Source organism: Streptomyces hygroscopicus subsp. hygroscopicus (assembly GCF_030269125.1).
Taxonomy (GTDB): Bacteria; Actinomycetota; Actinomycetes; order Streptomycetales; family Streptomycetaceae; genus Streptomyces; species Streptomyces hygroscopicus_C.
Genome location: NZ_BSSM01000012.1, coordinates 178879 through 205855 on the forward strand (window position 1 = coordinate 178879; position 26977 = coordinate 205855).

General features: G+C 72.3%; 25 protein-coding genes. 22 read left to right on the forward strand and 3 right to left on the reverse strand.

Annotated features, from left to right (window positions below):
- The first annotated feature begins 172 nt into the window (after window positions 1-172).
- From aroC to nusB, 7 genes are all read left to right on the forward strand, one after another.
- A complete protein-coding gene (gene aroC / locus QSK45_RS25675) occupies window positions 173-1357 on the forward strand; it encodes a chorismate synthase (RefSeq protein ID WP_285560843.1) in 1185 nt (394 codons plus the stop codon).
- Window positions 1354-1869 carry a shikimate kinase gene (locus tag QSK45_RS25680; protein ID WP_285560844.1) on the forward strand — a complete coding sequence of 172 codons (516 nt, stop codon included), beginning with the start codon at window positions 1354-1356 and terminating at the stop codon, window positions 1867-1869. The genes aroC and QSK45_RS25680 overlap by 4 nt, the downstream gene beginning before the upstream one ends.
- Entirely contained in the window at window positions 1866-2957 is a 1092-nt protein-coding gene (gene aroB / locus QSK45_RS25685) for a 3-dehydroquinate synthase (RefSeq protein ID WP_285560846.1), read from the forward strand. The genes QSK45_RS25680 and aroB overlap by 4 nt, the downstream gene beginning before the upstream one ends.
- Before the next feature lie 162 nt (window positions 2958-3119).
- The gene (locus tag QSK45_RS25690) at window positions 3120-4124 is read left to right on the forward strand and encodes an AAA family ATPase (protein WP_285560849.1); all 1005 of its coding nucleotides are present in this window, start codon (window positions 3120-3122) and stop codon (window positions 4122-4124) included.
- A 150-nt stretch (window positions 4125-4274) separates the two neighbouring features.
- Window positions 4275-5381, forward strand: a complete 1107-nt coding sequence (locus tag QSK45_RS25695) for an aminopeptidase P family protein (RefSeq protein ID WP_285560851.1) — start codon at window positions 4275-4277, stop codon at window positions 5379-5381.
- A 44-nt stretch (window positions 5382-5425) separates the two neighbouring features.
- A complete protein-coding gene (efp, locus tag QSK45_RS25700) occupies window positions 5426-5992 on the forward strand; it encodes an elongation factor P (protein WP_285560852.1) in 567 nt (188 codons plus the stop codon).
- A gap of 2 nt (window positions 5993-5994) precedes the next feature.
- Window positions 5995-6423 (forward strand): transcription antitermination factor NusB, encoded by a 429-nt coding sequence (gene nusB, locus QSK45_RS25705; protein WP_285560854.1) that lies wholly within the window; start codon window positions 5995-5997, stop codon window positions 6421-6423.
- Window positions 6424-6663: 240 nt separating this feature from the next.
- Here nusB and bldD read toward each other — a convergent pair whose 3' ends face one another.
- Window positions 6664-7167 carry a transcriptional regulator BldD gene (bldD, locus tag QSK45_RS25710; protein ID WP_014671524.1) on the reverse strand — a complete coding sequence of 168 codons (504 nt, stop codon included), beginning with the start codon at window positions 7165-7167 and terminating at the stop codon, window positions 6664-6666.
- A gap of 254 nt (window positions 7168-7421) precedes the next feature.
- On the opposite strand from bldD, the gene pyrR reads away from it, so the two are divergent.
- From pyrR to metK, 13 genes are all read left to right on the forward strand, one after another.
- Window positions 7422-7994 (forward strand): bifunctional pyr operon transcriptional regulator/uracil phosphoribosyltransferase PyrR, encoded by a 573-nt coding sequence (gene pyrR, locus QSK45_RS25715; protein WP_285560857.1) that lies wholly within the window; start codon window positions 7422-7424, stop codon window positions 7992-7994.
- Window positions 7995-8083: 89 nt separating this feature from the next.
- The gene (locus QSK45_RS25720; RefSeq protein WP_285560859.1) at window positions 8084-9061 is read left to right on the forward strand and encodes an aspartate carbamoyltransferase catalytic subunit; all 978 of its coding nucleotides are present in this window, start codon (window positions 8084-8086) and stop codon (window positions 9059-9061) included.
- Between the two features lie 4 nt (window positions 9062-9065).
- A complete protein-coding gene (locus tag QSK45_RS25725) occupies window positions 9066-10352 on the forward strand; it encodes a dihydroorotase (RefSeq protein WP_285560860.1) in 1287 nt (428 codons plus the stop codon).
- The gene (locus tag QSK45_RS25730) at window positions 10349-10909 is read left to right on the forward strand and encodes a PH-like domain-containing protein (RefSeq protein WP_285560863.1); all 561 of its coding nucleotides are present in this window, start codon (window positions 10349-10351) and stop codon (window positions 10907-10909) included. Before QSK45_RS25725 ends, QSK45_RS25730 begins: the two co-directional genes overlap by 4 nt.
- On the forward strand, window positions 10906-12048 hold the full coding sequence (carA, locus tag QSK45_RS25735; RefSeq protein ID WP_285560864.1) for a glutamine-hydrolyzing carbamoyl-phosphate synthase small subunit: 1143 nt from the start codon (window positions 10906-10908) through the stop codon (window positions 12046-12048). The genes QSK45_RS25730 and carA overlap by 4 nt, the downstream gene beginning before the upstream one ends.
- Window positions 12041-15349 carry a carbamoyl-phosphate synthase large subunit gene (gene carB / locus QSK45_RS25740; RefSeq protein ID WP_285560865.1) on the forward strand — a complete coding sequence of 1103 codons (3309 nt, stop codon included), beginning with the start codon at window positions 12041-12043 and terminating at the stop codon, window positions 15347-15349. Before carA ends, carB begins: the two co-directional genes overlap by 8 nt.
- Window positions 15350-15433: 84 nt before the next feature.
- Window positions 15434-16540: a quinone-dependent dihydroorotate dehydrogenase gene (locus tag QSK45_RS25745; protein WP_285560867.1), complete on the forward strand. Its 1107-nt coding sequence runs from the start codon at window positions 15434-15436 to the stop codon at window positions 16538-16540.
- 5 nt (window positions 16541-16545) lie between these two features.
- Window positions 16546-17403 (forward strand): orotidine-5'-phosphate decarboxylase, encoded by an 858-nt coding sequence (pyrF, locus tag QSK45_RS25750; RefSeq protein ID WP_285561059.1) that lies wholly within the window; start codon window positions 16546-16548, stop codon window positions 17401-17403.
- Between the two features lie 257 nt (window positions 17404-17660).
- Complete coding sequence (locus QSK45_RS25755; RefSeq protein WP_037651003.1) at window positions 17661-17984, forward strand: integration host factor; 324 nt, start codon at window positions 17661-17663, stop codon at window positions 17982-17984.
- A gap of 61 nt (window positions 17985-18045) precedes the next feature.
- Window positions 18046-18603 carry a guanylate kinase gene (gene gmk / locus QSK45_RS25760; RefSeq protein WP_285560871.1) on the forward strand — a complete coding sequence of 186 codons (558 nt, stop codon included), beginning with the start codon at window positions 18046-18048 and terminating at the stop codon, window positions 18601-18603.
- Between the two features lie 53 nt (window positions 18604-18656).
- A complete protein-coding gene (rpoZ, locus tag QSK45_RS25765; protein ID WP_005319902.1) occupies window positions 18657-18929 on the forward strand; it encodes a DNA-directed RNA polymerase subunit omega in 273 nt (90 codons plus the stop codon).
- 145 nt (window positions 18930-19074) lie between these two features.
- On the forward strand, window positions 19075-20277 hold the full coding sequence (coaBC, locus tag QSK45_RS25770; RefSeq protein WP_285561061.1) for a bifunctional phosphopantothenoylcysteine decarboxylase/phosphopantothenate--cysteine ligase CoaBC: 1203 nt from the start codon (window positions 19075-19077) through the stop codon (window positions 20275-20277).
- 250 nt (window positions 20278-20527) lie between these two features.
- Window positions 20528-21736 carry a methionine adenosyltransferase gene (metK, locus tag QSK45_RS25775; RefSeq protein WP_285560873.1) on the forward strand — a complete coding sequence of 403 codons (1209 nt, stop codon included), beginning with the start codon at window positions 20528-20530 and terminating at the stop codon, window positions 21734-21736.
- Window positions 21737-21799: 63 nt separating this feature from the next.
- Here the strand turns inward: metK and QSK45_RS25780 are convergent, their stop codons facing one another.
- Window positions 21800-22591, reverse strand: a complete 792-nt coding sequence (locus QSK45_RS25780) for a S1 RNA-binding domain-containing protein (RefSeq protein WP_285560875.1) — start codon at window positions 22589-22591, stop codon at window positions 21800-21802.
- Between the two features lie 102 nt (window positions 22592-22693).
- Here QSK45_RS25780 and QSK45_RS25785 point away from each other — a divergent pair, with 102 nt between their 5' ends.
- Window positions 22694-24859 carry a primosomal protein N' gene (locus tag QSK45_RS25785; RefSeq protein ID WP_285560877.1) on the forward strand — a complete coding sequence of 722 codons (2166 nt, stop codon included), beginning with the start codon at window positions 22694-22696 and terminating at the stop codon, window positions 24857-24859.
- Between the two features lie 196 nt (window positions 24860-25055).
- Here QSK45_RS25785 and QSK45_RS25790 read toward each other — a convergent pair whose 3' ends face one another.
- On the reverse strand, window positions 25056-25598 hold the full coding sequence (locus QSK45_RS25790) for a hypothetical protein (RefSeq protein WP_285560879.1): 543 nt from the start codon (window positions 25596-25598) through the stop codon (window positions 25056-25058).
- A gap of 282 nt (window positions 25599-25880) precedes the next feature.
- Here QSK45_RS25790 and fmt point away from each other — a divergent pair, with 282 nt between their 5' ends.
- Complete coding sequence (gene fmt / locus QSK45_RS25795; RefSeq protein ID WP_285560881.1) at window positions 25881-26813, forward strand: methionyl-tRNA formyltransferase; 933 nt, start codon at window positions 25881-25883, stop codon at window positions 26811-26813.
- Window positions 26814-26977 lie beyond the last annotated feature (164 nt).

Here is a 26977-nt window from a genome sequence, read left to right on the forward strand (position 1 = left end):
CCGTGCCGCCTGCGCCGCCCGTCCGCGCCCCGTCCGCTTGCTGGACCGGGCACCGGACACCCGCCCCGGACGTGGGAGGATCGGAAGTGGCGGACCGGCGCCGCGCATCCGGTCACGCCGTCGGCGCCGGCGTGCGCCGGGCAGTACCGGGCGCGAACACTGAGGAGCACCGTTGAGCAGGCTGCGTTGGCTGACCGCGGGGGAGTCCCACGGTCCCGCACTTGTGGCGACGCTGGAGGGCCTTCCCGCCGGCGTACCGATCACCACGGAGATGGTGGCGGACCACCTCGCGCGGCGGCGGCTCGGCTATGGCCGCGGTGCGCGGATGAAGTTCGAGCGGGACGAGGTCACCTTTCTGGGTGGTGTCCGGCACGGGCTGACCCTCGGTTCGCCGGTCGCGATCATGGTGGGCAACACCGAGTGGCCGAAGTGGGAGCAGGTCATGTCGGCCGACCCGGTCGACGCCGAGATCCTCGACGGACTCGCCCGCAACGCGCCGCTGACCCGGCCGCGGCCCGGTCACGCGGACCTCGCGGGCATGCAGAAGTACGACTTCGACGAGGCCCGCCCGATCCTGGAGCGCGCCTCGGCCCGTGAGACCGCGGCGCGGGTGGCGCTGGGCGCGGTGGCCCGGTCGTACCTGAAGGAGACGGCAGGCATCGAGATCGTCTCCCACGTGGTCGAACTGTGCTCGGTGAAGGCCCCGGCCGGGGTGTACCCGACGCCGGCCGACGTGGAGAGGCTGGACGCGGACCCGCTGCGCTGCCTGGACGCGGACGCGTCGAAGGCGATGGTCGCGGAGGTCGACCAGGCCCACAAGGACGGCGACACCCTCGGTGGCGTGGTCGAGGTGCTGGCCTACGGCGTTCCGGTGGGCCTGGGCTCGCACGTGCACTGGGACCGGAAGCTGGACGCGCGCCTGGCGGGCGCCCTGATGGGCATCCAGGCGATCAAGGGCGTGGAGATCGGCGACGGCTTCGAGCTGGCGCGGGTGCCGGGCTCGAAGGCGCACGACGAGATCGTGAGCACCCCGGAGGGCATCCGGCGTGTCTCCGGCCGCGCGGGCGGCACCGAGGGCGGGCTGTCCACGGGTGAGCTGCTGCGGGTGCGCGCCGCGATGAAGCCGATCGCGACCGTGCCGCGCGCGCTGCGGACCGTGGACGTGGCCACCGGTGAGGCCGCGCAGGCCCACCACCAGCGCTCGGACGTCTCGGCCGTGCCGGCCGCGGGCATCGTGGCCGAGGCCATGGTCGCGCTGGTGCTGGCGGACGCGGTCGCGGAGAAGTTCGGCGGCGACTCGGTGGGCGAGACCCGCCGCAACGTCCGGTCGTACCTCGACAACCTGCGGATCCGATGAGCGGGCCGCGTCTCGTCCTCGTCGGCCCGATGGGTGTCGGCAAGTCCACCGTCGGCCGCCTGCTGGCCGAGCGGCTGGGCACCGGCTACCGGGACACCGACGACGACATCGTGGCCGCCGAGGGCCGGGCCATCTCCGAGATCTTCGTGGACGAGGGCGAGGAGTTCTTCCGGGCGCTGGAGAAGGCGGCCGTGGCCACCGCGCTCGCCGAGCACGAGGGCGTCCTCGCGCTCGGCGGCGGCGCGGTCCTCGACGCGGACACCCGCGCGCTGCTCGCCCGGCACCCGGTCGTCTACCTCTCCATGGACGTCGAGGAGGCGGTGCGGCGCACCGGCCTGAACGTGGCCCGCCCGCTGCTCGCGGTCAACCCGCGCAAGCAGTGGCGCGAGCTGATGGAGGCCCGGCGCCATCTGTACGAGGAGGTCGCCACCGCCGTCGTCGCCACCGACGGCCGCACCCCCGAAGAGGTCACCCAAGCAGCGCTGGACGCACTGGAGTTGAAGAAGGCATGAGCGAGGCAGTCACCCGGATCCAGGTCGCGGGCACCGCGGGCACCGACCCGTACGAGGTGCTGGTCGGCCGTCAACTCCTGGGCGAACTGGCCGGGTTGATCGGTCCCAGGGCCAAGCGCGTGGCCGTGGTGCACCCGGAGGCGCTGGCCGAGACCGGGGACGCGCTCCGCGCCGACCTGGCCGAGCAGGGCTACGAGGCCATCGCCATCCAGGTGCCCAACGCCGAGGAGGCCAAGACCGCCGAGGTCGCCGCCTACTGCTGGAAGGCCCTCGGCCAGTCCAACTTCACCCGCACCGACGTCATCGTCGGCGTGGGCGGCGGCGCCACCACGGACCTCGCGGGCTTCGTGGCGGCGACCTGGCTGCGCGGGGTGCGCTGGATCGCCGTACCGACCACCGTGCTCGCCATGGTGGACGCGGCGGTCGGCGGCAAGACCGGCATCAACACCGCCGAGGGCAAGAACCTGGTGGGCGCCTTCCACCCGCCGGCCGGCGTGCTGTGCGACCTCGCGGCCCTGGACTCCCTGCCGGTCAACGACTACGTCTCCGGACTCGCCGAGATCATCAAGGCCGGCTTCATCGCCGACCCGGTGATCCTCGACCTGATCGAGGCGGACACGGAGGCGGCGCGCACCCCGGCGGGACCGCACACGGCCGAACTGATCGAGCGCTCGATCCGGGTCAAGGCCGAGGTCGTCTCCTCGGACCTGAAGGAGTCCGGCCGCCGCGAGATCCTCAACTACGGCCACACGCTCGGCCACGCCATCGAGAAGAACGAGCGCTACAAGTGGCGGCACGGCGCCGCGGTCGCGGTCGGCATGCACTTCGCCGCCGAACTCGGCCGCCTCGCGGGCCGGTTGGACGACGCGACCGCCGACCGGCACCGCGCGATCCTGGAGTCCGTGGGCCTGCCGCTGCACTACCGCTACGACCAGTGGCCCAAGCTGGTCGAGAACATGAAGGTCGACAAGAAGTCCCGCGGCGATCTGCTGCGCTTCATCGTCCTGGACGGACTGGCCAAGCCGACCGTCCTGGAGGGCCCGGACCCGGCCGTCCTGCTGGCCGCCTACGGGGAAGTCGGCGAGTAGTCCTCTCAGGCCGCGCCGTTCTCTTCGGCGCGTCGGGCACTTCGGGCCGCCCCCGGCCGTTTCACCGAACGACGGCCGGGGACGGTACCGTTCGGAAAGGAGCGGGGTCCACCCCCCGCCGCCTGCACCCCCAACTGCCTGTACGAGACGGAGTGGCAACGGATGCAGCACGCAGTGGGTTCTCCGCTGCCGCCGCCCCACCAGCCGGGGCACCGGCCGCACACCGGCTGGCCGTCGGCCGCACACCACCCGGGCGACCACCCCGCGCCCGCCCAGGGCCCCGCCGTCCCGCCCCCGGCCTTCCCGCCTCCGTCGGGACAGGTCCCTCCGGGCGGGCCCCGGCCCCTGGCCCCCGCGGGGCCGGGACACCCCCAGCCCCTCGCGCCCTCGGGTCCGGTGCCGCCGGGGCAGCCGCACCAGCCGAACCGTTCCGCCCCGGGGCACCCGCAGCCGCCGGCTCCCGCCGGCCCGCCGCCGCAGGCGCCCGCGCCGCGGCGGATGCCCGCTCCGCCGGCCCCGGACAGCACCGGTCATGTGCACCTGCCGCCCGGCGGGCCGTTCGGAGTGCCCACCCCGGCGCCGACCGCGGCCGCGACGCCCGATCCGACGACCACCACGCTGGCCGTTCTGCTGATCGGTCCCGCCGGTGCGGGCAAGACCAGCGTGGCGAAGTACTGGGCGGACCACCGCCGCGTGCCCACGGCCCACGTCAGCCTGGACGACGTCCGCGAGTGGGTGCGTTCCGGCTTCGCCGACCCCCAGTCCGGCTGGAACGACCACTCGGAGGCCCAGTACCGCCTGGCCCGCCGCACCTGCGGCTTCGCCGCGCGCAACTTCCTGGCCAACGGCATCTCCTGCATCCTTGACGACGCCGTGTTCCCGGACCGCCCGGTCGTGGGCCTCGGCGGCTGGAAGCGCCACGTCGGCCCCGGCCTGCTCCCGGTCGTCCTGCTGCCCGGCCTGGACGTCGTCCTGGAGCGCAACGCCGAACGCTCGGGCAACCGCCGCCTCACCGACGAGGAGGTCGCCCGCATCCACGGCCGCATGGCCGGCTGGTACGGCTCGGGCCTCCCGATCATCGACAACTCGCAGCTGGACGTCCCGGGCACGGCGAGGGTCCTGGACGAGGTCCTGGCGAGGGCGATAGCGAGCCCACCGAACTGGTGATCGCGGGGGGCACCGGTCCGGGACCCGAGGGCGTGGGCAACGGCCGCGACAGGCCCACCGCCACCCGCGCCCCGACCGCGGAGCCCCCTGGCATCCCCACTCGGCGGCTATAAATCGGCATAAACGACATAAAACTCCTAAGCTCATCTCATGTCAGAGGTGTACGCGAACCGCCGATCCCGCCTCCGGGACCACTTCAACGCGGCCGGCACCGCGGCAGCGCTCGTCACCCGTCCCGCCAACGTGCGCTACCTCGCGGCCGCCGCCCCGCACGGCGCCGTCCTGCTCCTCGGCGGTCACGAGGACCTCCTGGTGTGCGCGGTCCCGCCCGACGACCGCCCCTTCGAGGGCCGCCCGGACGACAGCCTGCGGGTGCACGTCCTTCCCGCGCGGGGCGGCGACACCGCCGTGACCGCCGCCGACCTCGCCCGGGACCAGGGCGCGGACTCCCTCGCCGTCGAGGAACACCATCTGACGGTCACCCGGCACCGGGCCATCTCCGCCGCCGCCCCCGCCCTGCGCCTCACCGACGTCGGCGGCGCCGTGGAACAGCTCCGGATCGTCAAGGACGAGGAGGAGATCTCCTGCCTGCGCATCGGCGCCGAGATCGCCGACCAGGCCCTCGGCGAGCTGCTGGAGTCGATCCTCGTCGGCCGCACCGAACGGCACCTCGCCCTGGAGCTGGAGCGCCGCCTGGTCGACCACGGCGCCGACGGCCCGGCCTTCCCCACCTCCGTCGCCACCGGCCCGAACTCCGGCCGCCGCGGCCACCGGCCCACCGACCGGCGCGTGGAGGAGGGGGACTTCCTCTCCGTCTGCCTCGGCGCCACCTACCGCGGCTACCGTTGCGAGATCGGCCGTACGTTCGTCATCGGCACGTCGCCGGCGGACTGGCAGATCCAGCTGTACGACCTGGTCTTCTCCGCCCAGCGCGCCGGACGCGAGGCCCTCGCCCCCGGTGCCGCGTACCGTGACGTGGACCGCGCGGCACGCCAGGTACTGGACTCCGCGGGCTATGCGGAGGCCCTGCCACCGCTCACCGGCCACGGCGTCGGACTCGAAATCGACGAGGACCCGGAGCTGGCGCCCGCGGCCATGGGTAAACTGGACGCTTGCGTGCCGGTCACCGTCGAACCGGGGGTCCACCTCCCGGGCCGGGGCGGTGTCCGGATCGATGACACGCTCGTCGTGCGCCCCGAGGCGGACGGCGGACCCGAGCTACTCACCATCACGACCAAGGAGCTGCTCGCGCTGTAGCGCGTGACCCGGGGTCGTACGTCAGTCCAGGAGATTCCGCAACCGTGGCTTCCACGAACGACCTCAAGAACGGCCTGGTGCTCAAGCTCGAAGGCGGCCAGCTCTGGTCCGTCGTCGAGTTCCAGCACGTCAAGCCCGGCAAGGGCCCGGCCTTCGTGCGCACCAAGCTCAAGAACGTGCTCTCCGGCAAGGTCGTCGACAAGACCTTCAACGCCGGTGTCAAGGTCGAGACCGCCACTGTCGACAAGCGCGACATGCAGTTCTCGTACATGGACGGCGACTACTTCGTCTTCATGGACATGGAGACCTACGACCAGCTGATGGTCGACCGCAAGGCCGTCGGCGACGCCGCCAACTTCCTCATCGAGGGCTTCACCGCGACCGTCGCGCAGCACGAGGGCGAGGTGCTCTTCGTGGAGCTGCCCGCCGCCGTCGAGCTGACCATCCAGGAGACCGAGCCGGGCGTCCAGGGCGACCGCTCCACCGGTGGCACCAAGCCCGCCACCCTGGAGACCGGCCACCAGATCCAGGTCCCGCTCTTCATCACCACCGGTGAGAAGATCAAGGTCGACACCCGTACGAGCGACTACCTCGGCCGGGTGAACAGCTAACCGTGGCTGCCCGCAACACGGCCCGCAAGCGCGCCTTCCAGATCCTCTTCGAGGGCGACCAGCGCGGCGCCGACGTCCTCACGGTCCTCGCCGACTGGGTGCGGCTGTCCCGGTCCGACACCCGGCAGCCGCCGGTCAGCGAGTACACGATGCAGCTGGTCGAGGGGTACGCCGAGCACGCCCGGCGCATCGACGAGCTGATCGCCCAGTACGCGGTCGGGTGGACGCTCGACCGGATGCCGGTCGTGGACCGCAACATCCTGCGGCTGGGCGCGTACGAGCTGATCTGGGAGGACGAGACCCCGGACGCCGTCGTGCTGGACGAGATGGTGCAGCTGGCGAAGGAGTTCTCGACCGATGAGTCGCCCTCGTTCGTCAACGGTCTGCTGGGTCGGCTCAAGGAGCTGAAGCCGTCGCTCCGCCGGGCCTAGCCGTCGGCTGCGCCGGGCTTGGCCGGAAAGACCGCCTGGAGGGGCGCGGGGAGAATTGCGACACGAAGGCCACGAGTCGTCCGTGGCCTGTCGCGCAGTTCCCCCGCGCCCCTTACGCATGGGCGCGGCCACCGGCGTCGACGGCGTGGCCCGACGGCCGTGACAAACGTCGCCGGGGTGGCCCGAACCGTCTGGTTCAGGCCACCCCGGCGACACGTTTCTGCGTAGGGCCCTACGTCCTCACGCCTCTTCGTGCGTGGCGACCGCGCGACGGGCGTCCGCGTCCAGGACGCCCCAGCTGATCAGCTGCTCGGTGAGGACCGACGGGGACTGGTCGTAGATGACGGCGAGTGTGCGCAGGTCGTCCTGGCGGATGGACAGCACCTTGCCGTTGTAGTCGCCGCGCTGGGACTGGATCGTCGCCGCGTAGCGCTGGAGGGGGCCCGCCTTCTCGGCCGGCACGGTCGCCAGCCGCTCCAGGTCGAGGACCAGCTTCGGCGGCGGCTCGGCGGCGCCGCCAGGCGTGGTGCCCGGCAGAAGCTCCTGTACCGGGACGCCATAGAAGTCGGCCAGCTCGGCAAGGCGCTGCACGGTCACGGCACGGTCGCCGCGCTCGTACGAGCCCACCACCACGGCCTTCCAGCGACCCTGGGACTTCTCCTCGACACCGTGGAGGGAAAGGCCCTGCTGGGTGCGGATGGCCCGGAGCTTGGCCCCGAGCTGTTTGGCGTATTCGCTGGACATATAGCTCCCCGGACACTGTGTCGACGCGGCCGGCTGTCTTCCCGCCGCGCGTTTTGGTAACTCACTGTGAGGTTACGCAGCGTGATTCTTCTGCGTCAAGCCGAATGGGCCACCCCGACGCTTCCGTGGTAGTGAACACCGGATGGGCCAAGGGGGTGACCGGAGACCGCCCCGGGGACCTGCTACGGTAGATGGCGCAATTCCGACGTCCTTTAAGGTCCGTCCCGTGAGGCGGAGAAGGAGGTCCGTTTTCTATGGACACGAACGCCCACCCCCAGGCGACCGATGCCCGGCCCGTTCTCGAGGGCCCCGACATCGCGCGGGTGCTGACCCGCATCGCCCACGAGATCGTCGAGCGCGCCAAGGGCGCCGACGACGTGGTGCTCCTCGGCATTCCCACCCGGGGCGTCTTCCTCGCCCAGCGGCTGGCCGCCAAGCTCGAGCAGATCACCGACCGCGCCATCCCGGTCGGCTCCCTCGACATCACCATGTACCGCGACGACCTGCGCATGCACCCGCCGCGTGCGCTGGCCCGCACCGAGATCCCCGGTGACGGCCTCGACGGCAAACTGGTCGTCCTCGTGGACGACGTGCTCTTCTCCGGTCGCACCATCCGCGCCGCCCTCGACGCCCTGAACGACCTCGGGCGCCCACGCGCGGTCCAGCTCGCGGTCCTGGTCGACCGCGGCCACCGCGAACTGCCGATCCGCGCCGACTACGTCGGCAAGAACCTCCCCACGTCGCTGCGGGAGACGGTCAAGGTCCAGCTCGCCGAGGAGGACGGTCGCGACACCGTGCTGCTCGGTGTGAAGCCGGCCGACCAGTAGCGACCCAGGCGCACAAGGGTCGCTTCGGCGTACCCGCCCGTGCCCGGGTTCGCCCCTAACCTCCCGAACTGCCTTACGGAGCCTGACAGATGCAGCGTCATCTCATCTCGGCCGCCGACCTCTCCCGCGACGACGCCGTCCTGATCCTCGACACCGCCGAGGAGATGGCCCGGGTCGCGGACCGGCCGATCAAGAAACTGCCGACCCTGCGCGGCCGTACCGTCGTGAACCTCTTCTTCGAGGACTCCACGCGCACCCGGATCTCCTTCGAAGCCGCCGAGAAGCGCCTGTCCGCTGACGTCATCAACTTCTCCGCCAAGGGGTCGAGCGTGTCCAAGGGCGAGTCCCTGAAGGACACCGCCCAGACCCTGGAGGCGATGGGCGTCGACGCCGTCGTCATCCGGCACGGTGCCTCCGGCGCGCCCTACCGCCTCGCCACCTCCGGCTGGATCGACGCCGCCGTGATCAACGCCGGCGACGGCACCCACCAGCACCCCACCCAGGCCCTCCTGGACGCCTTCACCATGCGCCGCCGCCTGGTCGGCCGCGACACCGGCCTCGGCCAGGACCTGGCCGGCAGGCGCGTCACCATCGTCGGCGACGTCCTGCACAGCCGGGTCGCCCGCTCCAACGTCGACCTGCTGCACACCCTCGGCGCCGAGGTCACCCTGGTGGCCCCGCCGACCCTGCTCCCGGTCGGCGTCGAGTCCTGGCCCTGCGCGGTCTCGTACGACCTGGACAGCACCCTGCCCAAGAGCGACGCGGTGATGATGCTGCGCGTGCAGCGCGAGCGGATGAACGCCGCGTTCTTCCCGACCGAGCGCGAGTACTCCCGGCGCTACGGCCTCGACGGCGACCGCATGGCCAAGCTGCCCGAGCACGCCATCGTGATGCACCCCGGCCCGATGGTGCGCGGCATGGAGATCACCGCCGAGGTCGCCGACTCCGACCGCTGCACCGCCGTCGAACAGGTCGCCAACGGCGTGTCCATCCGGATGGCCGTCCTGTACCTGCTGCTCGGCGGCAACGAGCCCGCCGCCGCCCCCATCCGCACTGAGGAGAAGTAAGAACATGAGCAAGATCCTGATCCGCGGTGCGAAGGTGCTGGGCGGCGAACCGCAGGACGTGCTGATCGACGGCGAGACCATCGCCGAGGTGGGCACCGGACTCAGCGCCGAGGGCGCCGAGGTGATCGAGGCGGACGGCAAGGTGCTGCTGCCGGGCCTGGTCGACCTGCACACCCATCTGCGCGAGCCCGGCCGCGAGGACTCCGAGACCGTCCTCACCGGCACCCGCGCGGCCGCGAGCGGCGGCTACACCGCCGTCTTCGCCATGGCCAACACCTTCCCCGTCGCCGACACCGCCGGCGTCGTCGAGCAGGTCTGGCGGCTCGGCAAGGAGCACGGCTACTGCGACGTCCAGCCCATCGGCGCCGTGACCGTCGGCCTGGAGGGCAGGAAGCTCGCCGAACTCGGCGCCATGCACGAGTCGGCCGCCGGGGTCACCGTCTTCTCCGACGACGGCAAGTGCGTGGACGACGCGGTGATCATGCGCCGCGCCCTGGAGTACGTGAAGGCGTTCGACGGCGTCGTCGCCCAGCACGCCCAGGAGCCCCGGCTGACCGAGGGCGCGCAGATGAACGAGGGCGTCGTCTCCGCCGAACTGGGCCTCGGCGGCTGGCCGGCCGTCGCCGAGGAGTCGATCATCGCCCGCGACGTCCTGCTCGCCGAGCACGTCGGCTCCCGGGTCCATATCTGCCACCTGTCGACCGCCGGCTCCGTCGAGATCGTCCGCTGGGCCAAGTCCCGCGGCATCCGGGTCACCGCCGAGGTCACCCCGCACCACCTGCTGCTCACCGACGAACTGGTGCGCACCTACGACCCCGTCTACAAGGTCAACCCGCCGCTGCGCACCCAGCGCGACGTCATGGCCCTGCGCGAGGCGCTCGCCGACGGCACCATCGACATCGTCGCCACCGACCACGCCCCGCACCCGCACGAGGACAAGGACTGCGAGTGGGCCGCGGCCGCCATGGGCATGGTCGGCCTGGAGACCGCGCTGTCGGTGGTGCAGGAGACCATGGTCGACACGGGCCTGCTGGACTGGGCCGGCGTCGCCGACCGCATGTCCGCCAAGCCCGCGCGGATCGGTGGGGCCACCGGACACGGCCGTCCCGTCTCGGCCGGTGAGCCTGCCAACCTCACCCTGGTCGACACGGCATACCGTGGCCAGGTGGACCCCGCGGGCTTCGCCTCGCGCAGCCGCAACACCCCCTACCAGGGACGCGAGCTGCCGGGCCGTGTGACGCACACGTGGCTGCGGGGCAAGGCCACGCTCGTCGACGGGAAGCTCACGTGACACCTGTAATCCTCCTGGCCGAGGCCGAGAAGTCGGCGCCGGTCACCGACTGGCCGGCTCGTATCGGCTGGCTCGTCGGTCTCCTGCTCTTCATCGCGCTCGTCTACTGGCTGATGCGCGAGGGCTGGAAATGGCGCGCCACCCTCCAGAGCGACATCCCGGAGCTGCCCGGCGCGCCCGAGGAGACCGGCCCGGTGAGACTGAGCATGAGCGGCCGCTACCACGGCTCCACCACCGCCGGGCAGTGGCTGGACCGCATCGTGGCCCACGGCCTGGGCACCCGCAGCCTGGCCCGGCTCACCCTCACCGACGCGGGCCTGGAGGTCGAACGCCCCGGGGCGAACGACTTCTTCGTCCCCGCCGCCGCCCTGCGCGGGGCCCGGCTCGACAAGGGCATCGCCGGCAAGGTCCTCACCGAGGGCGGACTGCTGGTGGTGACCTGGGCGCACGGCGACAAACTGATCGACTCGGGCTTCCGCTCCGACCACGCGGCCGAGCACCCCGAATGGGTCGACACCCTGAACCACATGATCAACGACACGGAAGGCGCACGATGACGACCTCCACCAGGGGAGCCGCGAAGGCTCCCGCCGTACTCGTCCTGGAGGACGGCCGCACCTTCCGCGGCCGTGCCTACGGGGCCGTGGGGGAGACCTTCGGCGAGGCCGTGTTCTCCACCGGCATGACCGGCTACCAGGAGACCCTGACCGACCCGTCGTACGACCGCCAGATCGTCGTCGCCACCGCCCCGCAGATCGGCAACACCGGCTGGAACGACGAGGACGACGAGTCGGCCCGCATCTGGGTCTCCGGCTACGTGGTCCGCGACCCCGCGCGCGTGCCGTCCAACTGGCGCTCGAAGCGCTCCCTGGACGACGAACTGGAGCGCCAGGACGTCGTCGGCATCTCCGGCATCGACACCCGTGCCCTCACCCGCCACCTGCGCGAGCGCGGCTCCATGCGCGCCGGCATCTTCTCCGGAGAGGCGATCGCCGCCGACTCCGAACTCCTCGCCCGTGTGCAGGCCCAGCCGCACATGAAGGGCGCGAGCCTGTACGAGGAGGTCGCGACCAAGGAGGCGTACGTCGTCCCCGCGGTCGGCGAGAAGAAGTTCACCGTCGCCGCCATCGACCTCGGCATCAAGGGCATGACCCCGCACCGCATGGCCGAGCGCGGCATCGAGGTGCACGTCCTGCCCGCCACCGCCACCGCCGACGAGGTCTACGCCCTCGCCCCCGACGGCGTGTTCTTCTCCAACGGCCCCGGCGACCCCGCCACCGCCGACGGTCCGGTCGCCCTGATGACCGCCGTCCTGGAGCGCGGGACGCCGCTGTTCGGCATCTGCTTCGGCAACCAGATCCTCGGGCGCGCCCTCGGCTTCGGCACCTACAAGCTGAAGTACGGCCACCGGGGCATCAACCAGCCGGTCCAGGACCGCACGACCGGCAAGGTCGAGGTCACCGCGCACAACCACGGCTTCGCCGTCGACGCGCCCCTCGACCGGGTCAGCGACACCCGGTTCGGCCGCGCCGAGGTCTCGCACGTCTGTCTCAACGACGACGTCGTGGAGGGGCTCCAGCTGCTCGACCAGCCCGCCTTCTCCGTCCAGTACCACCCCGAAGCGGCGGCCGGTCCGCACGACGCCGCCTACCTGTTCGACCGCTTCGTTTCCCTGATGGAGGGCCAGCGTGCCTAAGCGCACCGATATCCAGTCCGTCCTGGTCATCGGCTCCGGCCCGATCGTCATCGGCCAGGCCGCCGAGTTCGACTACTCCGGCACCCAGGCGTGCCGCGTGCTCAAGGCCGAGGGCCTGCGCGTCATCCTCGTCAACTCCAACCCGGCGACGATCATGACCGACCCGGAGATCGCCGACGCCACCTACGTCGAGCCGATCACCCCCGAGTTCGTCGAGAAGATCATCGCCAAGGAGCGCCCCGACACCCTGCTGCCCACCCTGGGCGGCCAGACGGCCCTGAACACCGCCATCTCGCTGCACGAGAACGGCGTCCTGGCCAAGTACGGAGTCGAGCTGATCGGCGCCAAGCCCGAGGCCATCCACAAGGGCGAGGACCGCGACCTGTTCAAGGAGGTCGTGGAGGAGGTCCGCCGCAAGATCGGGCACGGCGAGTCCGCCCGCTCGGTGATCTGCCACTCCATGGACGACGTCCTCAAGGGCGTCGAGACGCTCGGCGGCTACCCCGTCGTCGTGCGCCCCTCCTTCACCATGGGCGGCGCGGGCTCCGGCTTCGCCCACGACGAGGAGGAGCTGCGCCGCATCGCCGGCCAGGGCCTCACCCTCTCGCCGACCACCGAGGTGCTCCTGGAGGAGTCCATCCTCGGCTGGAAGGAGTACGAGCTGGAGCTGATGCGCGACAAGAACGACAACGTCGTGGTCGTCTGCTCCATCGAGAACTTCGACCCCATGGGCGTGCACACCGGTGACTCCATCACCGTCGCGCCCGCGATGACGCTCACCGACCGCGAGTACCAGATCCTGCGCGACATCGGCATCGCCGTGATCCGCGAGGTCGGCGTCGACACCGGCGGCTGCAACATCCAGTTCGCCGTCGACCCCGAGGACGGCCGCGTCATCGTCATCGAGATGAACCCGCGCGTCTCCCGCTCCTCGGCCCTCGCCTCCAAGGCGACCGGCTTCCCGATCGCCAAGATCGCCGCCAAGCTGGCCGTCGGCTACACCCTGGACGAGATCCCGAACGACATCACCCAGGAGACCCCGGCCTCCTTCGAGCCCACGCTCGACTACGTCGTCGTCAAGGCGCCCCGGTTCGCCTTCGAGAAGTTCCCGCAGGCCGACTCCACGCTGACCACCACCATGAAGTCGGTCGGCGAGGCCATGGCCATCGGCCGCAACTTCCCCGAGGCCTTCCAGAAGGCGCTGCGCTCGCTGGAGAAGAAGGGCAGCCAGTTCACCTTCACCGGCGAGCCCGGCGACAAGGAGACCCTGCTGCGCGAGGCGGTGCGGCCCACCGACGGCCGGATCAACACCGTCATGCAGGCCATCCGCGCCGGCGCCACCCCGGAGGAGGTCTTCGCGTACACGAAGATCGACCCCTGGTTCGTGGACCAGCTCTTCCTCATCAAGGAGATCGCGGACGAGCTGGCCGACGCCGCCGAGCTGACCGGTGACCTGCTCGCCGAGGCCAAGCGGCACGGCTTCTCCGACCAGCAGATCGCCGAGATCCGCGGCCTGCGCGAGGACGTCGTCCGCGAGGTCCGGCACGCCCTCGGCATCCGCCCGGTCTACAAGACGGTCGACACCTGCGCCGCCGAGTTCGCCGCGAGGACGCCGTACTTCTACTCCGCCTACGACGAGGAGTCGGAGGTCGCCCCGCGCGAGAAGCCGGCCGTCATCATCCTCGGCTCCGGCCCCAACCGCATCGGCCAGGGCATCGAGTTCGACTACTCCTGCGTCCACGCCTCCTTCGCGCTGTCCGACGCCGGGTACGAGACCGTGATGGTCAACTGCAACCCGGAGACCGTCTCCACCGACTACGACACCTCCGACCGGCTCTACTTCGAGCCGCTCACCCTGGAGGACGTCCTGGAGATCGTGCACGCCGAGCAGCAGGCGGGGCCGGTCGCGGGCGTCATCGTCCAGCTCGGCGGCCAGACCCCGCTCGGCCTGTCGCAGGCCCTCAAGGACAACGGCGTGCCGGTCGTGGGCACCCCGCCGGAGGCCATCCACGCCGCCGAGGACCGCGGCGCCTTCGGCCGCGTCCTCGCCGAGGCGGGCCTGCCGGCCCCCAAGCACGGCACCGCCACCACCTTCGCCGGGGCCAAGGCCATCGCCGACGAGATCGGCTACCCGGTCCTCGTGCGGCCGTCGTACGTGCTCGGCGGGCGCGGCATGGAGATCGTCTACGACGAGACCCGCCTCGCCGCCTACATCGCCGAGTCCACCGAGATCAGCCCCTCCCGGCCGGTCCTCGTCGACCGCTTCCTGGACGACGCGATCGAGATCGACGTCGACGCCCTCTACGACGGCGAGGAGCTGTACCTCGGCGGCGTCATGGAGCACATCGAGGAGGCCGGCATCCACTCCGGCGACTCGGCGTGCGCCCTGCCCCCGATCACCCTCGGCGGCTTCGACATCAAGCGGCTGCGCGCCTCCACCGAGGCCATCGCCAAGGGCGTCGGCGTGCGTGGCCTGATCAACATCCAGTTCGCCATGGCGGGGGACATCCTCTACGTCCTGGAGGCCAACCCGCGCGCCTCCCGTACGGTCCCCTTCACCTCCAAGGCGACCGCCGTGCCGCTCGCCAAGGCCGCCGCCCGCATCTCGCTGGGCGCGACCATCGCCGAGCTGCGCGCGGAGGGGCTGCTGCCGAAGCACGGCGACGGCGGCGAGCTGCCGCTGGACGCGCCGATCTCCGTCAAGGAGGCCGTGATGCCGTGGTCGCGCTTCCGCGACATCCACGGCCGCGGCGTGGACACCGTCCTCGGCCCGGAGATGCGCTCCACCGGCGAGGTCATGGGCATCGACTCCGTCTTCGGCACGGCCTACGCCAAGTCGCAGGCGGGCGCCTACGGCCCGCTGCCCACCAAGGGCCGCGCGTTCATCTCGGTCGCCAACCGCGACAAGCGCTCGATGATCTTCCCGGCCCGCGAGCTGGTCGCCCACGGCTTCGAGCTGCTGGCCACCTCCGGCACCGCCGAGGTCCTCAGGCGCAACGGCATCAACGCCACCGTGGTGCGCAAGCAGTCCGAGGGCACCGGTCCCGACGGTGAGAAGACGATCGTCCAGCTCATCCACGACGGCGAGGTCGACCTCATCGTCAACACCCCGTACGGCACCGGCGGCCGCCTCGACGGCTACGACATCCGCACGGCCGCCGTCGCCCGCTCCGTGCCGTGCCTGACGACCGTCCAGGCCCTCGCCGCGGCCGTCCAGGGCATCGACGCCCTCAACCACGGCGACGTGGGCGTCCGCTCGCTCCAGGAACACGCGGAACACCTGACCGCGGCCCGCGACTAGCAGCCCCGAGGGGGACACCGGAAACGGTGTCCCCCTCTTCATGAGGACCCTCGGTCCGCATGAGAACCCAGAGGACATTCCCAGATGTACAAGCTGTTCTTCCGCCTGGTCTTCACACGGATGGACCCCGAGAAGGCCCACCACCTCGCCTTCCGCTGGATCCGGCTCGCCGCGCGCGTCCCGGTGCTGCGCACCTTCGTCGCGGCGGCCCTCGCGCCCCGCCACAAGGAGCTGCGCACCGAGGCGTTCGGGCTGCGGATGCACGGCCCGTTCGGGCTCGCCGCCGGTTTCGACAAGAACGCCGTGGCGATCGACGGGATGTCGATGCTGGGCTTCGACCACGTCGAGATCGGCACGGTCACCGGCGAGCCGCAGCCCGGCAACCCCAGGAAGCGGCTGTTCCGCCTCGTCGCCGACCGCGCGCTGATCAACCGCATGGGCTTCAACAACGACGGTTCGCTGGCCGTGGCGGCCCGCCTGGCCACCCGCGAGCCCGTCTTCAGGACCGTCGTCGGCGTCAACATCGGCAAGACCAAGGTCGTCCCCGAGGCGGAGGCCGTCGCGGACTACGTGAAGTCGGCCGAGCGCCTCGCGCCGTACGCCGACTACCTGGTCGTCAACGTCTCCTCGCCGAACACGCCCGGACTGCGCGACCTCCAGGCGGTCGACCACCTGCGCCCGCTGCTGACCGCCGTCCGCGAGGCCGCCGACCGCACGTCCGCGAGCCGCCGCGTCCCGCTGCTGGTGAAGATCGCCCCGGACCTCGCCGACGAGGACGTCGACGCCGTCGCCGACCTGGCCGTGGAGCTGGGCCTGGACGGCATCATCGCCACCAACACCACCATCGCCCGCGACGGCCTCGGCCTGAGGTCCCCGGCCGCGCTGGTCGGGGAGACCGGCGGCCTGTCCGGCGCGCCGCTCAAGGCCCGCTCCCTGGAGGTCCTGCGCCGCCTGTACGCGCGGGTGGGCGACCGGATCACCCTGGTGGGCGTCGGCGGCATCGAGACCGCCGAGGACGCCTGGCAGCGCATCCTGGCCGGCGCCACGCTGGTCCAGGGCTACAGCGCCTTCGTCTACGAGGGCCCCTTCTGGTGCCGCGCGATCCACAAGGGCCTCGCCGCCCGCCTGCGCACCAGCCCGTACGCCACCCTCGCCGACGCGGTCGGCGCCGACGTGAGGAAGCCCCGATGACCAGCCTGAGCCCGATCGAGCCCTTCGGCGCCCGTCTGCGCCGCGCCATGGACGAGCGCGGCCCGCTGTGCGTCGGCATCGACCCGCACGCCTCCCTGCTCGCCGAGTGGGGCCTCGGCGACGACGTGGCCGGCCTGGAGCGGTTCAGCCGCACCGTGGTTGAGGCGGTGGCCGGCCGGGTGGCCGTGCTGAAGCCGCAGAGCGCCTTCTTCGAGCGGTTCGGCTCGCGCGGCCTCGCCGTCCTGGAGAAGTCGGTCCAGGAGGCTCGCGCGGCCGGCGCCCTGGTCGTGATGGACGCCAAGCGCGGCGACATCGGCTCGACCATGGCCGCCTACGCCGAGGCGTTCCTGCACAAGGACGCCCCGCTGTTCTCCGACGCGCTGACCGTCTCGCCGTACCTCGGCTACGGCTCGCTGAGCCCGGCCGTGGCGCTGGCGAAGGAGAACGGCGCCGGGCTGTTCGTGCTGGCGCTGACCTCCAACCCGGAGGGCGGCGAGGTGCAGCACGCCGTGCGCGCCGACGGCCGCAGCGTGGGCGCGACCGTGCTGGCCCACCTGGCGGCCGAGAACGCGGGACAGGAGCCGCTGGGCTCCTTCGGCGCGGTCGTCGGCGCCACCCTCGGCGACCTGTCCGCGTACGACCTGGACATCAACGGCCCGCTGCTCGCGCCCGGCATCGGCGCCCAGGGCGCGACCCCGGCCGACCTCCCGTCGGTCTTCGGGGCGGCCGTGCGCAACGTCGTGCCGAACGTCAGCCGGGGTGTGCTGCGTCACGGACCCGACGTCGGGGCGCTGCGCGCGGCGGCCGAGCGCTTCGCGGAGGAGATCCGGGCGGCCGTCGACGGGGCTGACACCCGCCGGTAGGCGCTCGGCTGAGCGGGCCGGTGCGGAATTGAGTGTGAATACATCCTCAAATCAAGGGCAATATGTCTGAAATGTCCGACCTGGCGGAGGCTGACCAGGACTTTTCCGCTGTTCTCGCTGACTCTGGCGGACTTGGCCGCTAGTCTCCGAGCGAGGGTGAAACGGGCAAGCGTGTTGCTCGTGGCTCCCCAGGTGTGGGGCGACTAGGTTCCTCACCGGTCCGTATCCGACAGTTCGACATCCGAGGTGACGTAGGCGTGGCTCTTCCGCCCCTTACCCCTGAACAGCGCGCAGCCGCGCTCGAAAAGGCCGCCGCGGCTCGCCGGGAGCGGGCCGAGGTCAAGAATCGACTCAAGCACTCCGGCGCCTCCCTGCACGAGGTCATCAAGCAGGGCCAGGAGAACGACGTCATCGGCAAGATGAAGGTCTCCGCGCTGCTCGAGTCCATGCCGGGCGTGGGCAAGGTCCGCGCCAAGCAGATCATGGAGCGTCTGGGCATCTCCGAGAGCCGCCGGGTGCGCGGCCTCGGTTCCAACCAGATCGCTTCCCTGGAGCGTGAGTTCGGCAGCACCGGCGCCTGAGTCCGGGGCCCGCGCCGGACCGGAGTCCCGGGCACCCCGGGATTGCTGGAATAATCGCTGCATGAGTGAACGTCCGCGGCTGACCGTGCTCTCCGGCCCCTCGGGGGTCGGCAAGAGCACGGTCGTCGCCCATATGCGCAAGGAACACCCCGAGGTATGGCTCTCGGTGTCGGCGACGACCCGCAAGCCGCGCCCCGGTGAGCAGCACGGGGTCCACTACTTCTTCGTCACCGACGAGGAGATGGACAAGCTGATCGCCAACGGCGAGCTGCTGGAGTGGGCCGAGTTCGCCGGCAACCGGTACGGCACGCCCCGCGCGGCCGTCCTGGAGCGGCTGGAGAAGGGCGAGCCCGTCCTGCTGGAGATCGACCTCCAGGGCGCTCGCCAGGTCCGTGAGTCCATGTCCGACGCACGGCTGGTGTTCCTGGCTCCGCCCTCCTGGGAGGAGCTGGTGCGCAGGCTGACCGGCCGGGGCACCGAGTCGCCCGAGGTCATCGAGCGCCGCCTGGAGGCGGCCAGGACCGAACTGGCGGCCGAGCCGGAGTTCGACGAGACCCTGGTCAACACCTCCGTCGAGGACGTGGCCCGTGAGCTGCTAGCCTTGATGGACGTTGTGTAATCGTGACTCTGATCACGATCATTGATTCTTTTCCATCCATCGGAAGGTAGAGCGTGTCCTCTTCCATCACCGCGCCCGAGGGCATCATCAACCCGCCGATCGACGAGCTCCTCGAGGCCACCGACTCGAAGTACAGCCTCGTGATCTACGCGGCCAAGCGTGCTCGCCAGATCAACGCGTACTACTCGCAGCTCGGCGAGGGCCTCCTCGAGTACGTGGGTCCGCTCGTCGACACCCACGTCCACGAGAAGCCGCTCTCGATCGCCCTGCGCGAGATCAACGCCGGTCTGCTGACCTCCGAGGCCATCGAGGGCCCCGCGCAGTAGTACTCCGCGGACGCGCCCGGATCCCAAGGGCGTACCCCGGTCGTACGTTCAGACCGCACTTGGTTTTTCCACAGACCCGGCAGTCACACTGCCGGGTCTGTGGTGTGTCATGGGTGTTGCAGGATTTCCGGACCGAGGAGACATGGTGGACAAGCCGAGGGTGGTACTTGGGGTCAGCGGTGGCATCGCCGCCTACAAGGCCTGTGAGCTGCTGAGAAGGTTCACCGAGTCGGGCCACGACGTGCGCGTGGTGCCGACCGGGTCCGCGCTGCGCTTCATCGGCGCCGCGACCTTCTCGGCCCTGTCCGGCAACCCCGTCTCCACCGAGGTCTGGGACTCCGTGCACGAGGTCCCGCACGTCCGCATCGGCCAGCATGCCGACCTCGTCGTGGTCGCCCCCGCCACCGCCGACATGCTCGCCAAGGCCGCCCACGGCCTCGCCGACGACCTGCTCACCAACACCCTGCTGACGGCCCGCTGCCCCGTGGTCTTCGCCCCGGCCATGCACACCGAGATGTGGGAGCACCCCGCCACCCAGGAGAACGTGGCCACGCTGCGCCGCCGCGGCGCCGTCGTCGTCGAACCCGCCGTCGGCCGCCTCACCGGCGCCGACACCGGCAAGGGCCGGCTGCCCGACCCCACGGAGATCTTCGAGGTCTGCCGACGCGTCCTCGCCCGCGGCGTCCAGGAGCCCGACCTGCGCGGACGCCATGTGGTGGTCTCCGCCGGCGGCACCCGCGAGCCCCTGGACCCGGTGCGCTTCCTCGGCAACCGCTCCTCCGGCAAGCAGGGCTACGCCCTCGCCCGCACCGCCGCCGCCCGCGGCGCCCGGGTGACGCTGATCGCGGCCAACACCCACCTGCCCGACCCGGCGGGCGTGGACGTCGTCCGGGTCGGCACCGCCGTCCAGCTGCGCGAGGCCGTGCTGAAGGCCGCGGCGGACGCCGACGCCGTCGTCATGGCCGCGGCCGTCGCCGACTTCCGCCCCGCGGCCTACGCCACCGGCAAGATCAAGAAGAAGGACGACAAGGAGCCCGAGCCCATCGTCCTGGTCCGCAACCCCGACATCCTCGCCGAGGTGTCCGCCGAACGGGCCAGGGCCGGACAGGTGATCGTGGGCTTCGCCGCCGAGACCGACGACGTCCTCGCCAACGGCCGCGCCAAGCTCGCCCGCAAGGGCTGCGACCTGCTCGTCGTGAACGAGGTGGGGGAGCGCAAGACCTTCGGTTCCGAGGAGAACGAGGCCGTCGTGCTCGGCGCCGACGGCAGCGAGAACCCCGTGCCGCACGGGCCCAAGGAGGCCCTCGCCGACGTCGTCTGGGACCTGGTCGTGGACCGCCTGGACTGACGCGGGCGCGGTCGGCCGGGCGAACCCGGTGGACGGATTCAGGCCATGCTCAAGTCGGGGGCCGCTACCCTGGCCAAGGTCGCCGGGCATTGTGCAGAATGCTCGTGCCGCAGGTCACAGCGCTCCCGAGAGGCGAGACGGTGACCCACCGGCCGAGTGCGACCGATAAACTGTTCAAGGTCGACCGGGCGCAGCCCCGCGTTCGACTGCAAATGATCAGCCAGCAGCCGCTGCAACCACAGGGAGCGTTGTGTCCCGTCGCCTGTTCACCTCGGAGTCCGTGACCGAGGGTCACCCCGACAAGATCGCTGACCAGATCAGCGACACCATCCTCGACGCGCTTCTGCGCGAGGACCCGTCCTCCCGGGTCGCCGTGGAGACGCTCATCACCACCGGCCTGGTGCACGTGGCCGGCGAGGTGACCACCAAGGCGTACGCGGACATCGCGACCCTGGTACGCGGCAAGATCCTCGAGATCGGTTACGACTCCTCGAAGAAGGGCTTCGACGGCGCCTCCTGCGGCGTGTCCGTGTCCATCGGCGCGCAGTCCCCGGACATCGCGCAGGGTGTCGACACCGCCTACGAGTCCCGCGTCGAGGGCGACGAGGACGAGCTGGACAAGCAGGGCGCCGGCGACCAGGGCCTGATGTTCGGTTACGCGTCCGACGAGACGCCGACCCTCATGCCGCTGCCGGTCTTCCTCGCCCACCGCCTGTCGAAGCGGCTGTCGGACGTCCGCAAGAACGGCACGATCCCCTACCTGCGCCCGGACGGCAAGACGCAGGTCACCATCGAGTACGACGGCGACAAGGCCGTCCGTCTCGACACGGTCGTCGTCTCCTCGCAGCACGCCTCGGACATCGACCTGGAGTCGCTGCTCGCCCCCGACATCCGCGAGTTCGTGGTGGAGCCGGAACTGAAGGCGCTGCTCGATGACGGCATCAAGCTGGACACGGAGAACTACCGTCTCCTGGTCAACCCCACCGGCCGCTTCGAGATCGGCGGCCCGATGGGCGACGCGGGCCTGACCGGCCGCAAGATCATCATCGACACCTACGGCGGCATGGCCCGCCACGGTGGCGGTGCCTTCTCGGGCAAGGACCCGTCCAAGGTGGACCGCTCGGCCGCCTACGCGATGCGCTGGGTCGCCAAGAACGTCGTGGCCGCCGGTCTGGCCTCGCGCTGCGAGGTGCAGGTCGCGTACGCGATCGGCAAGGCCGAGCCGGTGGGCCTGTTCGTGGAGACCTTCGGCACCCACAAGGTCGACACCGACAAGATCGAGAAGGCCATCGACGAGGTCTTCGACCTCCGCCCGGCCGCGATCATCCGCGACCTGGACCTGCTGCGCCCGATCTACGCCCAGACCGCCGCCTACGGCCACTTCGGCCGCGAGCTCCCCGACTTCACCTGGGAGCGCACGGACCGCGTGGACGCCCTGCGCAAGGCCGCCGGTCTGTAGTCCCACAGCCGCTCACGAGGCCCGGCTCCCTTCGGGGGGACCGGGCCTTTGCGCTCTCGGGGGTCAACGGGCAGGTCCCAGCCGGAGCCGCCGGCGCGCACGGTCGACCTCCAGGACCCCGACCCGAAGCTCCTGCCCCTCCTCGACGCTCCGACCGGCCAGTTCGCCGGAGTGCACCAGGCCCTCCACGAACGCGTTGACGCGGACGAAGACCCCGAAGGGGACGATCTTGGTAACCGGCCCGGTCACGACGTCCCCGACGGCCGGGGCCGACGCGTCCCAGGGGTCGTCCTGGAGCGCTTTGAGGGAAAGGGCGACCTGGCCGCGGCGGGTGTCCGCGACGAGCACCTGTGCCGTGATCCGCCGACCCGGCGCCACCACATCCGCCGGATCGTCGAACCGGGACCAGGACAGCTCGGGGACGTTGACGAACCCGGTGCCCTCGTAGACCGGATGCGCGGGCTCGCCGTCGAGTCGTACGAAGACCCCGAAGCGGTGGACCGAGGAGACGGTCCCCGTCACGACGTCGCCCCGCGCGATGCCCAGCAGGAAGCGGTACAGCGCCTCGTCCTCGCAGGCCCGCCCCGACAGCAGAGTCCTGCCCTCGCGCCCGTCCCGCATCGTCACCTCCGCCCGGACCCGCTGCCCCACCGTGAGCACGTCCGACGGGCGCTCGATGCGGCGCCAGGTCAGCTCACCGCCGGGGATGCGGCCGGTGGGGCCTTCCGTGTCGCCGTCCAGCAGGACGAGCACGTCGTCTCCGTCGAACCCGGCCACGGTGCCGGTCAGCAGCTCCCCGGGGGCGACGAGACGTTCTCTCAGGTGATCCAGCGGGTCCGGCGTCGGTTCGGTCATGGGGACGAGCGTAGGCGCGCCGCCCCGGCACCGGAACCGGACGAGCCCGTGGGCTCCCCGCACCACGCGGCGTTGTCGGTCGGGTTTGGTAAGAATGCAGACGTGAGCAGCCAGAACGGGGAGCCCCGGGCGAACGGGGACGGCGGGGCCGAAGAGGCGCCGCCGGAGCAGCTCGCGCTCATCCGGGAGAGCGTGCGCAAGGCCAGGACGCCCCGGGCCAAACCGCGCACCTGGCGCGGCGCCGCGCTCGCCGAGCACCTGCCCGTCGCGCGGGTACTGGTCGACAAGGGCGTCCTCCACCTCGACCGGTACTTCGACTACGCGGTCCCCGCCGAACTGGACGAACAGGCACAGCCCGGCGTGCGCGTGCGCGTGCGGTTCGGCGCCGGACGGCACCGCGTGCGCGAGGGCCGCCGCGAGGGCGGCGGCCTCATCGACGGCTTCCTCGTCGAACGGCGGGCCGAGTCCGACTACTCCGGCCCCCTCGCCGCGCTCGCCCAGGTCGTCTCCCCCGAACCCGTCCTCGGCGAGGAACTACTCGGCCTCGCCCGCGCCGTCGCCGACCGGTACGCGGGCAGCCTCGCCGACGTGCTCCAACTCGCCGTACCGCCCCGCAGCGCCCGAGCCGAGAAGCGCCCCTCACCCGCGCCCCTGCCACCCCCCGAGGCACCCGACCCCGGCTCCTGGACGCGGTACGAACAGGGCAGCGCCTTCCTGCGGACCCTGGCCACCGGCGGCGCCCCCCGCGCGGTGTGGCACGCGCTGCCCGGACCGCTGTGGAGCGAGGAACTGGCCCGCGCCGTCGCCGCCACCCTCGCCTCCGGACGCGGCGCGCTCGTCGTCGTCCCCGACGGACGCGCCGCCGCCCGCGTCGACGCCGCACTCACCGCCCTGCTCGGCCAGGGACACCACGCCCTGCTCACCGCCGACGCCGGCCCCGAGAAGCGGTACGCGCAGTGGCTCGCGGTACGGCGCGGCTCCGTGCGCGCGGTCGTCGGCACCCGTGCGGCCATGTTCGCGCCCGTACAGGACCTCGGGCTCGTCGCGATCTGGGACGACGGCGACGACAGCCACAGCGAACAGCACGCCCCCCAGCCGCACGCCCGCGACGTCCTGCTGCTGCGCGCGACCCTCGACAAGTGCGCCTTCCTGCTGGGCGGTCTCTCCTGCACCGTGGAAGCGGCCCAACTGGTCGAGAGCGGCTGGGCCCGGCCCCTGATCGCCGGACGGGAGCAGATACGGCGGTCCGCGCCGCTCGTACGCACCGTCGGGGACGAAGACCTCGCCCGCGACGAGGCCGCCCGCGCCGCCCGGCTGCCCACCCTCGCCTGGCAGGCTGCCCGCGAGGGCCTGCGGCACGGACCGGTGCTGGTCCAGGTGCCCCGCCGGGGGTACGTGCCACGCATGGCCTGCGACCGGTGCCGGGCCCCGGCGCGCTGCCGCCACTGCTCCGGGCCGCTCCAGGGGCAGGACGCGGGCGTGCTGCGCTGCGGCTGGTGCGGACGAGAGGAAGGGGCCTGGCACTGCCCCGAGTGCGGCGGCTTCCGGCTGCGCGCCCAGGTGGTGGGCGCCCGGCGCACCGCCGAGGAACTGGGCCGCGCCTTCCCCGCCGTACCCGTGCGCACCTCGGGCCGCGAACACGTACTGGACACCGTGCCGGGCACCCCCGCGCTGGTGGTGAGCACCCCGGGCGCCGAACCGGTCGCCGAGGGCGGATACGCGGCGGCGCTGCTGCTCGACGGCTGGGCCATGCTCGTACGACCCGACCTGCGGGCCGGTGAGGACGCGCTGCGCCGGTGGATCGCGGCGGGGGCGCTGGTGCGGCCGCAGGGCGAGGGCGGCACGGTGGTCGTGGTGGCCGAGCCGACCCTGCGGCCCGTGCAGGCGCTGGTGCGCTGGGACCCCGTCGGGCATGCGCTGCGGGAGCTGTCCGAGCGGGCCGAACTGGGCTTCCCGCCGGTGTCCCGGATGGCGGCCGTGTCCGGGACGCCGACGGCCGTGGCGGAGTTCCTCGCCACGGTACAACTGCCGCCGGACGCCGAGGTGTTGGGTCCGGTACCGCTGCCGCCCGCCCCGCCCGGGGGCCCTCGCAGATCCGGGGCGGCGCCGCCCGGCGAGCACTGGGAGCGGGCCCTCGTCCGGGTCCCGCCGGGCAGCGGCTCGGCGCTGGCCGCCGCCCTGAAGACCGCGCAGGCCGCGCGGATGGCGCGGGGGAGCGGGGAGGCGGCACGGGTGAGGGTGCGGATCGATCCGCCGGACATCGGGTGAGCGCCTGGGGGCTCGCGCCGGGCGGAGGAGTGCGTCCTCGGGGCGGGCTCCCTCCGCCCGGGGACTTTCCGGAGCGAGCCCCGTCCCCGGGACCTCCCGGAGGCCGAGAGGCCGACCCGGCCCCCTCCCGGAGGCCAGAGGCCGACCCGGCCCCTCCCGGAGGTGCGCACCGGCCCTCCCGGGAGGGCGAGGCAGGTCAGCCGCTGCGCGGGCCCGGGAAGGCCGTGGGGCGGGGCTCCTCCCGGAGCGTCGGGCTGCCCGCCGTCGGCTGGGTGGGCATCGAGCGGGCGGCGGGGACCGTCGGCACCGCGGGCAGGCCGGCGTTCACGTTGAGCGTGCGGGTGCCGGACGGCTCCGGGGTCCGCTCGGCCTCCGCGGCCGCCTGGGCCGCGGCGCGGCGGGCGCCGTAACGGCGGTGCACCGCCTGCTTGGTGACCCCGAGCGCCGAGCCCACCGCGTCCCAGGAGAAACCGAGCGAGCGGTCGAAGTCCACGGCGGCGGTGACCAGGGTCTCGACACTGTCGCGGAGTTCCTGGGCGAGGCGGACCGTCGGGGCGGGGGCGCGTCCGTAGACGACGAAGCCCGTGGACGGGCCGGTGCGGCGCGGACGGTAGACGTTGCCCAACTGGGCGGTGAGCGTGCGCAGTGCGTCCACCTGCCGGCGGACCCGCTCGATGTCCCGCACCAGCAAGTGCAGGCTGGCCCGAGCCTGGGCGTCGTGGGTTGCGTGGTCGGCCATGAACAAGCCTCTCGAACCGGCGTTGAAAGGAAATGGGCGGCTGAAGCGGCCCTATGTGGTCAACTCTTTCTTGACCAACGCGTGTGCGCTCCCCTGGTCACGGGGTGGGGGCGTGCGGGCATATGCGTACGCCGTCGGTCCGCCCGCGCGCCGCCCGACCCCAGGGGGCCGGGGGGCGGGGCGAGTTGACGGCCGCCGTGCTCCGCGAGGTGCCGCTTCCCGCGCGGTCATAGACTGGTGCGCTGCCCGTCCGATCCCCGCCCGAGAGGCCCGATCCCGCCCATGAAGCTCGTCTTCGCCGGTACCCCCGAGGTCGCCGTTCCCGCCCTGGACGCCCTGCTCGCCTCCGGGCGGCACGAGGTGGCCGCCGTCGTCACCAGGCCCGACGCCCCCGCCGGACGGGGCCGCAGGTTGGTCGCGTCGCCCGTGGCCGAGCGGGCCGAGGAGGCCGGCATCGAGGTGCTCAAGCCGGCCAAGCCGCGGGACCCCGACTTCCTCGCGCGGCTGACGGAGATCGCCCCCGACTGCTGCCCGGTCGTCGCCTACGGTGCGCTGCTGCCCCGCGTCGCCCTCGACATCCCCGCCCACGGCTGGGTCAACCTCCACTTCTCGCTGCTGCCCGCCTGGCGCGGCGCCGCGCCCGTGCAACACGCGCTCATGGCGGGCGACGAGATCACCGGCGCGTCGACCTTCCTCATCGAGGAGGGCCTGGACTCCGGGCCGGTGTACGGGACGGTGACCGAGGAGATCCGCCCCACGGACACCAGCGGCGACCTGCTCACCCGGCTGGCCTTCGCCGGGGCCGGGCTGCTCGCGGCGACCATGGACGGCATCGAGGACGGCACCCTGAAGGCCGTACCGCAGCCGGCGGAGGGCATCACCCTCGCGCCGAAGATCACCGTCGAGGACGCCCAGGTGCACTGGGCGGCGCCGGCGCTGCGCGTCGACCGGGTCGTGCGCGGCTGCACCCCGGCACCCGGCGCCTGGACCACCTTCCGCGGCGAACGGCTCAAGCTCATCCAGGTCGCCCCGGTGCCCGAGCGGACCGACCTCGCGCCGGGACGGATCGCCGCGGGCAAGAACAGCGTGCACGTGGGCACCGGCTCCTACGCCGTCGAACTCCTCTGGGTCCAGGCCCAGGGGAAGAAGCCGATGCGCGCGGCGGACTGGGCCCGGGGGGTGCGGATCGCGGAGGGGGAGGCGTTGGGCGGCTGAGCGGACCGCGTTTACGTCTCCGGGGGGCCTCCCCCCGCCCCCTCCCCCCGCCCCTCCCCACCCCCGCCCCCCTCACCCCGCCCCCGAGGATCTCCCCGCCCCGGTACCCGGCCGGGGCTCGCGCCGTCCCGGGACGCACAGCGGGACGCACCGCGGGCCGCCGC